This window comes from Rhizobium sp. RCC_161_2, assembly GCF_041355235.1.
Classification (GTDB): Bacteria; Pseudomonadota; Alphaproteobacteria; order Rhizobiales; family Rhizobiaceae; genus Rhizobium.
Genome location: NZ_JBFUPL010000006.1, coordinates 219,984 through 232,829, shown reverse-complemented (window position 1 = coordinate 232,829; position 12,846 = coordinate 219,984). Strand labels below are relative to the sequence as shown.

Annotated in this window: 6 protein-coding genes; 5 read left to right on the top strand and 1 reads right to left on the bottom strand. The window is 60.5% G+C overall.

Features of this window, described 5'->3' with window-relative positions; genetic code table 11:
- Nucleotides 1–58 precede the first annotated feature (58 nt).
- From AB6803_RS17645 to AB6803_RS17630, 4 genes are all read left to right on the top strand, one after another.
- Complete coding sequence (locus AB6803_RS17645) at nt 59–292, top strand: hypothetical protein (RefSeq protein ID WP_371110106.1); 234 nt, start codon at nt 59–61, stop codon at nt 290–292.
- Between the two features lie 234 nt (nt 293–526).
- Nucleotides 527–1,495 (top strand): aliphatic sulfonate ABC transporter substrate-binding protein, encoded by a 969-nt coding sequence (locus tag AB6803_RS17640; protein WP_371110105.1) that lies wholly within the window; start codon nt 527–529, stop codon nt 1,493–1,495.
- A gap of 17 nt (nt 1,496–1,512) precedes the next feature.
- Nucleotides 1,513–2,355 carry an ABC transporter permease gene (locus AB6803_RS17635; RefSeq protein WP_371110104.1) on the top strand — a complete coding sequence of 281 codons (843 nt, stop codon included), beginning with the start codon at nt 1,513–1,515 and terminating at the stop codon, nt 2,353–2,355.
- A 4-nt stretch (nt 2,356–2,359) separates the two neighbouring features.
- The gene (locus AB6803_RS17630; RefSeq protein ID WP_371110103.1) at nt 2,360–3,097 is read left to right on the top strand and encodes an ABC transporter ATP-binding protein; all 738 of its coding nucleotides are present in this window, start codon (nt 2,360–2,362) and stop codon (nt 3,095–3,097) included.
- Between the two features lie 32 nt (nt 3,098–3,129).
- Here AB6803_RS17630 and AB6803_RS17625 read toward each other — a convergent pair whose 3' ends face one another.
- Entirely contained in the window at nt 3,130–4,329 is a 1,200-nt protein-coding gene (locus AB6803_RS17625) for an MFS transporter (protein ID WP_371110102.1), read from the bottom strand.
- A gap of 387 nt (nt 4,330–4,716) precedes the next feature.
- Between AB6803_RS17625 and AB6803_RS17620 the strand changes: the two genes are divergently transcribed.
- The gene (locus AB6803_RS17620) at nt 4,717–12,612 is read left to right on the top strand and encodes a beta strand repeat-containing protein (protein WP_371110101.1); all 7,896 of its coding nucleotides are present in this window, start codon (nt 4,717–4,719) and stop codon (nt 12,610–12,612) included.
- Nucleotides 12,613–12,846: the final 234 nt, after the last annotated feature.

Below are 12,846 nucleotides of genomic sequence, written 5' to 3'. Positions count from 1 at the left end.
AATCAGCCTCTATTTTGTTGGAGACGAAATACAATAGGCTGCATGTGATGATCAGGACATGGGAAATGCAAAGATGATCATAGACAAAGCCCACGCGAAGCGAATTATAGACCTCGTGGTTTCACTAGATCCCATCCTCAATAAGCTCGCCGAAGAAGTCACATCGATTGAGAACACCGAGCTTTCGAGGGAGCTAAGGGGAGCTCTCGCTGAAATCATGGGGCAGGCCATGATGGGTATCATTGTCCCGCTTGAGAAACTTTTTCCCGAGCTGAATCCCGATAAAGCATGACGATAATTGTTGTTGTGGAAAACGCTCGTCGTGCGACCTACGCCGCTGCGTACCGTTGGCTCTGTTGGCCCCATTCCCAATCAAATGCAGAGCGCCACCCATTCTGCTCCACTTACAGAAAAATATTCCTATAAATTCTATAGAAATAGACATTCCAGCTTTCACGCCCCGGCACCCATGACCGTAGGGTACCCCCAATGTGTAAATGGCAATAGCCAGGAAGAGGGGAAGGATATGGGTGTGTTTCGTTCGGCAATGATCGGTGTCGTCGCGGCTTTAGGTTTTGGGCTGGCCTCGGCCCAAGCGGCTGATCTTTCCGAGATCAGGATTGACTGGGCGACTTACAATCCCGTCGGGCTTCTCCTGAAAAAGGAAGGCCTGCTCGAAAAGGAATTCGCCAAGGATAATATCAGCATCCGCTGGGTACAGTCCGCGGGCTCGAACAAGGCGCTGGAGTTCCTGAATGCCGGCTCGATCGATTTCGGTTCGACCGCGGGTGCCGCGGCCTTGATCGCACGGGTGAACGGCAATCCGGTCAAATCGATCTATGTCTTTTCGCGCCCCGAATGGACAGCCCTGGTCACCCGGGCCGATAGTCCGATTTCCACTGTTCAAGATCTCAAGGGCAAAACGATCGCGGTCACCCGTGGTACCGATCCGCACATCTTTCTCGTTCGTGCCCTGGCCGATGCCGGGCTGAAACAATCGGATGTGAAGCTGGTATTGTTGCAGCATGCCGACGGAAAGCTTGCCCTGCTGCGCGGGGATGTCGATGCATGGGCTGGCCTCGATCCGCTGATGGCGGCCGCCGAAGTGGAGGACAAGGCAAAGCTCTTCTACCGCAAGCCGGAAAACAACACATGGGGCGTGCTCAACACCACAGAGACTTTCGCCACCAAACATCCCGATATCGTCAAGCGCGTCATCGCCGTCTACGAGCAGGCACGAGCTGACGCGATCGCCAATCCCGCCGCGTTGAAGGCGGCGCTGGTCGAAGCTGCCAAGCTGCCGGACGACGTAATCGCCAAGCAGCTGGAGCGCACGGACATCTCCCAGTCAACGATTGGCGATCAGCAGCGCGACACGATCTCGAAAGCCGGTATTGCCCTGCAGAGTGCCGGTGTCCTTCCCGCTGACGTGGATATCCAGAAAATCACGAGCGAGTTGATCGACGATCGCTTCGCCGTCGGGAAAACGCAGTAAAGACCGAAGGCAACGCCATGGCAGACTTGGCCGGGACCGGCATCGAAACGGAAACAAAGGCGTCGCGTTCAGTCGCGGCGTCTGCGTTTTATGGAATAGGCGGCAGGGCGACGGTCGCCATCATCCTACCTGCCCTCGGGCTGCTGTTCTGGGAAGTCGCGGTTGCGGCCGGCTGGTTTTCCGGTCGTCTCATGCCGCCGCCGTCGAAGGTTGCCGCAACCTTATGGGCACTTTCGAAGTCCGGTGAGCTCTCTACTCACATCGGCATTACCACCGTCAGGGTGTTCTTCGGATTCATCATCGGTGCCGTGGCGGCCACCATGGCCGGTGCCGTCACCGGATATTTCGGACTTGCGCGCCGGCTGATCGATCCGTCGCTGCAGGCACTTCGTTCCATTCCCTCGATCGCCTGGGTACCTTTGTTCATCCTCTGGTTCGGGATCTTTGAGGCATCGAAAGTGGCGCTGATCGCCGTTGGCGTCTTCTTTCCAGTCTATCTCGGCGTATCGGGCGCCATCCTTTCGGTAGATCGCAAGATCGTCGAGGTCGGGCGGATTTTCCGGCTATCGGGCTTTGCGCTGGTGCGGCGGGTCATGCTGCCAGCGGTCTTTCCCGCTTATGTGACCGCCTTGCGATCCGGTCTTGGTCTCGGCTGGATGTTCGTCGTCGCCGCCGAATTCATGGGGGCTTCGGAGGGGCTGGGCTATCTTCTCGTCGACGGTCAACAAATGGGCAAGCCCGACCAGATCATGGCCGCCATCATCACCTTCGCGGTCATCGGCAAGCTGACGGACAGTCTGCTGCTGGCCGTAACGGCGCCTTTCCTGACATGGCAGGACAACTACAGGCGGGAGGGGTGAGCCGATGCTGACACTGCGACATCTGGGAAAGACCTATGCAAACGGCGTTCGCGCGCTCGAAGGATTCTCGCTCGACCTGGCGCCGGGCGAGATCGTCGCCGTCATCGGCGGGTCGGGTTGTGGCAAGAGCACGCTGCTGCGGCTGATCAGCGGTCTCGAAACGCCCACGCGCGGAACGGTCGAGCTGAACGGCGAGCCGGTCGTCAAACCGCATTCACTGATCAACCTCATTTTTCAGGAGCCCCGTCTTCTGCCCTGGCTGAGTGTTGCCAACAATGTCGGCTTCGGACTTGCCGAACTCGAGGGCGATGACCGCCGTCACCGGGTCGAGGCCGCGCTAAAAAAAGTCGGCCTTGCGGAACTCGGTCACCGCTGGCCGAAGGAGCTATCAGGCGGCCAGGCCCAGAGGGTGGCGATCGCGCGTGCGCTGGTCACCCGGCCGGAGGTGCTGCTTCTGGATGAACCCTTCTCAGCTCTGGATGCCTTCACGCGTGCGGATCTGCAGGACCACCTGCTCGACATATGGTCCGAGACCCGCCCTACGCTCATTCTCGTGACGCACGATATCGACGAGGCTCTTGTTCTTGCCGACCGGATTGTCGTCATGCGGCCATGGCCGGGCCGCATTCTCGATGAGATCAGCATCGATCTGCCAAGAAAACGCGATCGCGCGTCAGAGGCTTTCGAGGTTGCGAAGAGACAGCTGCTCCTGTCGCTGAATGCTTCGCTGCAGCCATCTTAAGGCGTTATCTTGCTGACGCTTTCTACCTCGATCTAGGGTTCGAGCGCCTCACGATCCGATGACGTGCGAAGCATCAGCCGCATGGCAAGCAGGATCGCGCATAGGACTGTGATGAGCGAGCAGCCGAGCCACAACGACGTCGGGCTGAACTGAACATAGATGAATGTACCGATGGCCGGTGCCACGATACCGGCAGCGGCTTGAGCCGTGCGGTAGAAACTCATATAGGCGCCGCTTTTGCCACCGCTGCGCGCCGCCTGCCCCATGACCATGGCCATGATGGCGGGATAGAACATCAGCTGTCCCGCCGTCAGCAGCAGGTAGAGAATGACCAGAGCGGCCACGCTCCCGCCGAGAGGTAGGGCTCCGAAGCTGACGGCCACGATCATCATCCCGATCAGCGTCACGGCCATATGGTTCCTCGATTTAGCCCAGCGGCTCACGGGCAATATGGCGGCTGCGAAGACGAAATGGCCCAATGTCAGCAGGTTTCCGTATTGCTCCGGCGTCATGCCGTAATAGGACGTTACGAAAAGAGGCAGGGCGGCGGAGGTCTGGCGCCCCACCATGTCGAGGACGCAGGCCGCCAAACACAGGAGAATGAATTCCATATTTCTATAGGGCAGCCCCGCAGGCTTCGATGCATCCGCCTTCGCCGCGGGAGCGACATGACGCGGTGCCGATCTGTCCAGGAAAACAAACACGGCAATCGCCGCGACCACAGACGTAAGGCCATCGATGAAGAATATCAGGCCTGGTTGACGGGCATACAAATGCCCCGCCATCGCCGCGGCTATACCGGCGCCGACATTGATCGCCACGACATAAACCGCATAGGCTTGCGAACGTTCATCCTCTGGGCACAGGCGAACCACGCAGGCATCATAGGCCGGCCGAAACGCGCCATTTGCAAATGCCATGATGGCAATGGCAATCCCGATGGAGATGCTATCGCCGAGGGCAGGGATGAGAAACAGGGCGGCGGCACTCGATAGAAAGCTCAAGATCAGGACGTTCTCCGAACCGATCCGATCACTGACATGGCCGCCGGCCCATGCGCCCAAAATGCTGCCGATCCCAAAAACGGTGAGGATAATACCCGCCGTCTCGATCGACAGGCCGACGGCATTGGTGAGGTAGAGCACCAGAAATGGCGTAACCATGAAGCCGAGAAAGTTCACGAAGGCGATGGCGGCCAGCAGCCATAGCTGTCGGGGGAGCTTTGGTATCATGGGTCTCCAAACAGGGATCAGGGCTAAAGGTGGGGGGAGAATGGCGCAGAAGATATGGCATTGGCCATCCCCTATTCATGGGAAATTTCACGCTGACTAACTCCTTTTGAAGAAATGGAAATCAGTCGCCGCAATGCTGCGCAGAAACTCTCCCCGCAGTCCGGTTCCGTCCATGTCGAACGAAGTGGCATCGCGCCCGGAAGAGCGCACACGCTCCGACCACCACCACTCTGTCAACCACAGGTTCGGGCAAGCCAATTTGACTATGCTGCTCTTTGCCGGGCGTTGAATTTTTATACCGTTCGTTTTTCAGAACCTGGCCAAACGGGCGATGCCGGCCTTCGAGGCGCTGGATTTTTGTATTAGCTAACGCAAGAGTTTTCACACATGACTTCGATCGTTTCTTCCCTGAGCATCAGTCAGATCAGGTCGCTTTCCACCGCCGCCGTTGCGGCTTGGACGACGGAAGACGTTGCGTCGCTTTCCACAAAACAGATCAATGTGCTTTCGTCAGCTCAAATCGCGGCGTTGGACACGGAAGACGTCGAAGTCCTCAGCACCCAGCAGCTAAGCGCCATTTCACAAAGTGCCATCGTTGGTTTGACCATGGACCAGTTGGCGGTTCTGACGGCCTCCGACATCGAAAGCCTGACCTCGCTTCAGATCGCGGCGATCACCACCACGCAGATCAGCGCCTTGACGACGGACCAGGCGGAAGCGTTGAGCACGTCTCAAGTCGGTGCCCTTAGTTCATTGCAACTCGCCGCTTTGAGCACGGCGGACATCGCCACCTTCTCGACCGACGATATGGCGGCGATCACCAGCAAAGCCATATCCGGCTTGTCCACCGCCTCTATCGCAACCCTGTCATCGGATCAGGTCGCTGCCTTGAGCACCTCCGGCATTACGGGCCTCACGACCAGCCAGCTCGCTGCTCTGAGTTCCGCGCAGATTGCCGCCTTGACGACCACCCAGGTCGCCGCGCTCAAGGCATCGCAGATCGCGGTTATGGGCACGAACGACATCGCGTTGCTTTCCACCGCGCAGATTGCTGCTCTTAGCACCAGTGCAATCACCGGCCTGACGACCAGCCAGATCGTAGCACTCAGCACGGCACAGGCAGAGGCACTGTCCACCTCGCAGGTGAAGGTATTGAGCTCAACCCAGGTCGCCGCCCTGGGGACGGATGACATTGCCACCTTCTCGACCGATGATATCGCGGCAATCACCAGCAAGGCCATCCCGGGCTTGAGCACCAGCATGATCGCGGCCCTCTCGACCGATCAGATTACCGCCCTTAGCACAAGCGCGATCTCTGGCCTAACGACCGGTCAGATCGTAGCGCTCAGCACGGCGCAGATTGCCGCCTTGACGACGACCCAGTTCGGTGCCCTCAAGGCATCGCAGATCGCGGTTATGGACACGAACGATATCGCGGCGCTCTCCATCGCGCAGGTTGCCGCCTTGAGCAAGACTGCGGTTGCCGGTCTGACGAGCAGTCAGATCGCCGCCCTGAGCACGGCGCAAATTGCCGCCTTGACGACGACCCAGCTCGGTGCCCTCAAGGCATCGCAGATCGCGGTTATGGACACGAACGATATCGCGGCGCTCTCCACCGCGCAGGTTGCCGCCCTCAGCACCTCCAGCATCACGGGTCTGACCACCGACCAGATTGCTGCTCTTTCCACCGCGCAGGCTGAGGCCTTGACGACGACGCAGATCGCAGTGCTGAGTTCAATCCAAATCGCGATTCTGGGCACGGATGACATCGCCACCTTCTCGACCGACGACATGGCGGCGCTCACCAGCAAGGCCATTGCGGGTTTGAGCACGGGGCTTATAGACGCCCTCTCGACGGATCAGATTGCAGCCCTGAGCAAACTCGGCATTGCGGGTTTGACCACCGATCAGATTGTCTCTTTGAGCACGGCGCAGGCCGAAGCTTTGAAAACGACCCAGATCGTAGCGCTGAGTTCCAAGCAGATTGCGGCTCTGGGGACGGATATCGTCGCCTCCCTTTCCACGGCGCAGATTGCCGCTTTGAGCACCGCTGGCATTGCCGGTCTGACGACCGATCAGATTGCCGCCCTTTCCACGGCGCAGGCCGAAGCTTTGTCTGCCTCGCAGGTGAAGGTGCTGAGTTCGACCCAGGCTGCCGTTTTGGGCGCGGATGACATTGCCACCTTCTCGACCACCGATATGGCGGCGTTCACCAGCAAGGCCATAGCGGGACTGAGCACGGCTGTTATAGCAGCCCTGACGACGGATCAGATTGCGGCCCTCAATACGAGCACGGTTGCTGGCCTGACGACCGCCCAGATCGCAGCCCTGACGACGGACCAGATCGCAGCTCTGAGCACGCGTATGGTCAACGGCCTGACGACCGGCCAGATCGCCTCCTTGAGCACGGCGCAGGTTGCCGCCTTGACGACGACCCAGCTCGGCGTTCTCAGAGCATCGCAAATCGCGGTCATGAGCACGGATGATATTGCAGTGCTTTCCACCCTGCAGGTTGCTGCCTTGAGCACCGGCGCGATCACCGGCCTGACGACCAGCCAGGTCGATGCCCTTTCCACTGCGCAGGCCGAGGCGCTGACCACCTTGCAGGTGAAGGTGTTGAGCTCGACCCAGATCGCGGCCCTGGGGACGGATGACATCGCCACCTTCTCGACCGCCGATATCGCGTTGATCACCAGCAAAGCCATATCGGGTTTGAGCGCGAGCCTTGTAGCGGCTCTATCGACGAATCAGATCGCTGCGCTGAGCACGAGCGCGATCACTGGTCTGACGACCAGCCAGATTGCAGCCCTGAGCACCGGCCAGGCGGCGGCCCTGACGACGACCCAGATTGCGGTACTCGGCTCCGCGCAGGTTTCCGCCTTGGGGGCGGATGACATCGCGACCTTCTCGACCGAGGATATTGCTGCGATCACCAGCAAAGCCATATCGGGGCTGAGCACGGGTCTGATCGCGGGACTTTCCACCACGCAGATTGCTGTCTTGAGCACGAGCGCGATCACCGGCCTGACGACCAGCCAGGTCGCAACACTGAGTAGCGGCCAGCTTGCTGCCTTGACCGCCAGCCGGGTTGCTGTCCTGAGTTCAACGCAAGTTGCGGCGCTGCAAACGGATGTCGTCGCATCTCTTTTCACCGCACAGATCGCGGCCCTGAGCACCTCCGGCATCACGGGTCTGACCACCGACCAGGTCGCCGCCCTGAAAACGGCGCAGGTTGCGGTATTGACGACAGTCCAGGCCGCCGCGCTGAGTTCAACACAGCTTTCCGCGTTCGGGACGGATGACATCGCCATTTTCTCGACCGCGGATATCGCGGCGATCACCGGCAAGGCCATGTCGGGACTGAGCACGGCTGTTGTCGCAGCCCTCTCGACGGGTCAGATTGCAGCCCTGAGCTCTGCCGGCATCGTAGGCTTGACGACCGACCAGATCGCCTCCCTGAGCACGGCGCAAATTGCCGCCTTGACCACCGCCCGGGTCGCGGTGCTGAGTTCAAAGCAAGTCGCTGCCCTGGAGACGGATGTCGTTGCATCCCTTTCCACAGCGCAGATCGCTGCCCTGAGCAGTTCCGGGATCGCGGGTCTGACCACCGACCAGATCGATACTCTGAGCACGGCACAGGCCGAGGCGTTGACGACGGCCCAGGTTGCGGCGCTGAGTTCAACCCAGATTGCCGCTCTGGAGACAGATGATTTGGCGATGTTCTCGACCGCCGACATCGCAGCGATCACCAGCAAGGCCATATCGGGCTTAAACACGGCTGTCATTGCCGCTCTTTCAACGGCGCAGCTCGCGGCTCTGGGTACGGCTGGCATCGCAGGCTTGACCACCACACAGGTTGACGCTCTCAGCAGCGGTCAAATAGCCACCTTGCTCACCAGTCAGATAGCGGCGTTGAGTTCAACGCAAGTCGCTGCGCTGGGCACCGATATTATCGCATCTCTTTCCACCGTGCAGATTGCCGCCTTAAGCACGTCTGGCATGGCGGGTCTGACTACCGGTCAGATCGATGTTCTGAGTACGGCGCAGGCTGAGGCCTTGACGACGACCCAGGTCGCGGTGCTGAGCTCGACCCAGATCGCTGCCCTGGGAGCCGATGACATCGCCACCTTCTCGACCGCCGATATCGCGGCGATCACCAGCAAGGCCATGTCGGGCCTGAGCACGGCTGTTGTTGCGGCCCTCTCGACGGATCAGATCGCTGCCTTGAGCGCGTCAGGTGTTGCCGGTCTGACGACCAGCCAGATCGCCGCTTTGAGCACGGCGCAAATCGCCGCCGTGACCACCGCACGGGTTGCGGCGCTGAGTTCAGACCAAATCGCTGTCTTGAGCACGGCTGTTATTGCTGCCCTGTCGACTGCGCAGGTGGCTGCGCTCAGCACTGCGGGAATTGCCGGCCTGACCACCGATCAGATCGCCTCCCTGAGCACGGCGCAAGCCGAGGCGCTGACGGCGAGCCAGGTTGCAACGCTGAGTTCAACCCAGATTGCCGCTCTTGAGACGGATGATCTGGCGACGTTCTCGACCAAGGATATGGCGGCAATCCGCTCGAGTGCCATAGCGGGATTGTCAACGGCGGCCATTGCAACCCTTTCGACGGATCAGATCGCCGCTTTGAGCGCGTCCGGCGTTACGGGTATGACCACCGAACAGATCAATGCTCTGAGCACCGGCCAGGTCGACGCCCTGCTGACCAAACAGGTTGCGGCGCTGAGTTCGACACAGGTCGCGTCCCTGAGCACGAGCCTTCTCGCCTCCCTTTCCACGGCGCAGATCGCTGCCCTGAGCGCGTCCGGCATTACCGGCCTCTCCACCAAACAGATTGCCGCTCTCAGCACCGCACAGGCTGAGGCGTTGACGACCACTCAGGTCGGAACTCTCATCTCCAAGCAGGTTGGAGCTTTGAGCACGGCTGACATCGCGACCTTCTCGACCAAGGATATCGCGGCAATCGGTTCGAGTGTCATCGTCGGATTAACCACCGCCGTCATAGCTGCGCTCTCGACGGATCAGATTGCCGCCCTGAGCACATCCGGCATTTCAGGTCTTTCGACCGCTCAGATCGTTGCCCTGAGCACCGCCCAACTTGAGGCTCTGAGCTCTGTTCAGATCGCGGCCCTCACGTCTACACAGCTTGCCGCGATGGATACGGCCGACATCGCGACCTTCTCGACCAAGGATATCGCGGCGCTCAGTTCGAGCAGCATATCGGGATTGTCCACAGCCGTCATAGCCGCCCTCTCGACCGATCAGATTGCTGCCCTGAGCACATCCGGCATTACCGGCCTTTCCACCAAACAGATCGTCGCCCTGACTGCCGCACAGGCCGAGGCCCTGACGACGGCCCAGGTCGGAGCGCTGAATTCTTCCCAGCTTGCGGTTCTGGATACGGACGACATAGCGACCTTCTCGACCTCGGATATCGCGGCGATTGGCTCAAGCGCCATATCGGGATTGTCCACGGCGGTGATCGCTGCTCTCTCGACCGGACAGATTGCGGCGCTGAGCACATCCGGCATCACCGGCCTTTCCACCAAACAGATGGCCGCCCTGAAAGCCGGCCAGGTCGATGCCCTGCTGACCAAGCAGGTTGCGGTGTTGAATTCGACGCAGATCACTGCCCTGAGCACGGCAGCTGTCGCGTCCCTTTCCACCGCGCAAGTTGCTGCGGTCAGCACGTCGGGCATTGTGGGCCTGACCGCCGCGCAGATCGCTACCCTGGGCACCGGGCAGGCTGCGGCCCTCTCGACGGCCCAGCTCGGCGCGCTCGGTTCCAAGCAGGTTGCTGCCTTGACCACTGCCGATATCGCTGCGCTTTCGACCACGCAGATCGTGGCCTTGAGCACCCTCGGTATCGCCGGTCTGGGCACCGCGCAGATTGCCGCATTGAGCACCGAACAAGCCGAGGCTTTGACGACGAGCCAGGTTGCGGTGCTGAGCTCGACCCAGATTGCGGCCTTCGCAGCCGATGATCTTAAGGCTTTTTCAACCGCTGACATCGCGGCGATCAGCTCGAGCGCCATATCGGGACTGTCGACGGACACGCTGGCGGCCTTTTCGACGGCGCAGATCGCGGCTTTCGGTACGGCCGGCATCGCGGGTTTGACCACCGCGCAGATCACGGCTCTGAGCACCGGCCAGCTTGAGGCTTTGACCACCGCCCAGATCGGTGCGCTTGGCTCCAAGCAAATTGCCGTCTTGACCACCGCCGATATCGCAGCCCTCTCGACCACGCAGATCGCGGCGTTGAGCACGGCCAGCATTGCTGGTCTGACCACCGGGCAAATTGCCGCATTGAGTACCGACCAGGTCGAGGCTTTGACGACGCCCCAAGTCGCGGTACTGAGTTCAACCCAGATTGTGGCGTTCGGAACGGACGATCTTGAGACGTTCACGACCGCCGACATCGCGGCGATCAGCTCAAGCGCCATATCGGGACTGTCGACAGATACTCTGGCGGCCCTTTCGACTGCGCAGATTGCAGCTCTGGGTACAGCCGGCATTGCGGGTTTGACCACCGCGCAGATCACGGCCCTGAGCACCGGCCAGCTTGAGGCCCTAACTACCGCGCAAGTCGGGGCGCTCGGGTCCAAGCAGGTTGCCGTCTTGACGACCGCCGATATCGCCGCCCTCTCGACTGCGCAGATCGCGGCGCTGAGCACGGCCGGTATCACCGGTCTGACCACCGAGCAGATTACCGCATTGAGTACCGCTCAGGCCGAGGCCCTGACGACGACGCAGGTCGGCGTTCTCGGCTCCAAGCAGATTGCCGCGCTCGGAACGGACGATCTTGAGACATTCTCGACCGCTGATATCGCAGCGATCAGTTCGAGCGCCATATCGGGATTGTCGACGGCCACGATCGCAGCCCTGACGACCGCGCAGATCGTGGCCCTGAGCACGGCTGGCATTGCCGGCCTGACCACCGAGCAGATTGCCACGCTCAGCACCGACCAGGTCGAGGCCCTGACCACCGCCCAGGTCAGCGCGCTCAGCTCCAAGCAGATTGCAGCCCTGGGGACGGACGATCTCGAGACCTTCTCGACCGCCGACATCGCGGCCATCAGTTCGAGCGCCATGTCAGGATTGTCTACGGACACGATCGCAGGCTTTTCGACAGCCCAGATCGCAGCCTTGAGCGCGGCCGGGGTTGCCGGACTGACCACAGCGCAGATCGCCACGCTGAGTACCGACCAGATCGAGGCGTTGACGACGGCCCAGGTCGGGGCGCTTGGTTCCAAACAGGTTGCTGTCCTGACCACCGCCGATATCGCCGCCCTCTCGACCGCGCAGGTCGCGGCGCTGAGCACGGCCGGCATCGCGGGCCTGAGCAGCGTCCAGGTCGGTGCTCTGAGCATTGAACAGATCGAAGCGCTTTCCACCAGCCAGATTGCCGCCTTGACGTCGACCGGCGTCGCAGGCCTGACCACGGATGATCTCGACACGTTCTCAACTGCCGATATCGCGGCGATCAGTTCGAGTGCCGTAGCAGGATTGGCGACGGGTTTTATCGCGTCGCTTTCCACGGCCGAGATTGCCGCCTTGGGTACGGCCAGCATTGCAGGTCTGAGCAGCGCCCAGGTCGCAGCCCTTAGTATCGAGCAGATTGAAACGCTCTCCACCACGCAGATTGCCGCCCTGAGTTCGGCCGGTGCGGCGGGCCTGAGCACGGAAGATCTGGGAACCTTCTCGACCGCCGAACTCGTGGCGATCAGCTCGAACGCCATGTCGGGATTGTCAACGGCTTTTGTCACCGCCCTGTCCACCGATCAGATCGCCATCTTGACCACAAACCAGGTGGCTTCGCTGAGTTATAGCCAGGTCGCGGCCATGAGCACGGCTCAAATCGCTGCCTTGACCACGTCGCAGCTCACTGCGCTGAACGCAGTGCAGCTTGCCGCGCTGGACGCGGACGATCTCGCTCTCTTCTCCACGGATGAAATCATCCTCCTCAATTCGAGCGCGATTGCGGGGTTGACGACCAGCGTCATCGCCAGCTTGACGACGGAGCAGGCCGAGGCCTTGACCTCGAGCCAGGTCAGCGGCCTGACTTCGGCGCAAGTTGCGGCCTTGACCACGGCGGAGCTGGCGACCTTCTCAACTGACGATATCGCGTCGTTCAGCTCAACCGGCGTGGCGGGATTGTCCACCGAAGACATAGCGAGCCTGTCGAGCGCGCAATTGGATACTCTGATGAAATCCCAGATGGGGCATCTGAGTTCCGACCAGATCGCGGCGGTCATTTCGCATTATGTGGGTGGATGATCTTTGTCTTTGATCAGCTTGCAATCTCATTGAAGCCGGACGGCGCCTCAGGAGCGAAAGGGGCACCGTTGATGTCTGGTCGCATTGGAAATTTGCTATGACATTTGCCGGGCAATAATGAGAGCCCGCCGAACGAAATCTGTTGATGGCTGACGAGGCCCTGCTGATTCAGAGAGCAGGCGCGTGACATGCTTAAAGCAAGCTAGCACAGTTAATGACGGACGACCATTTCAC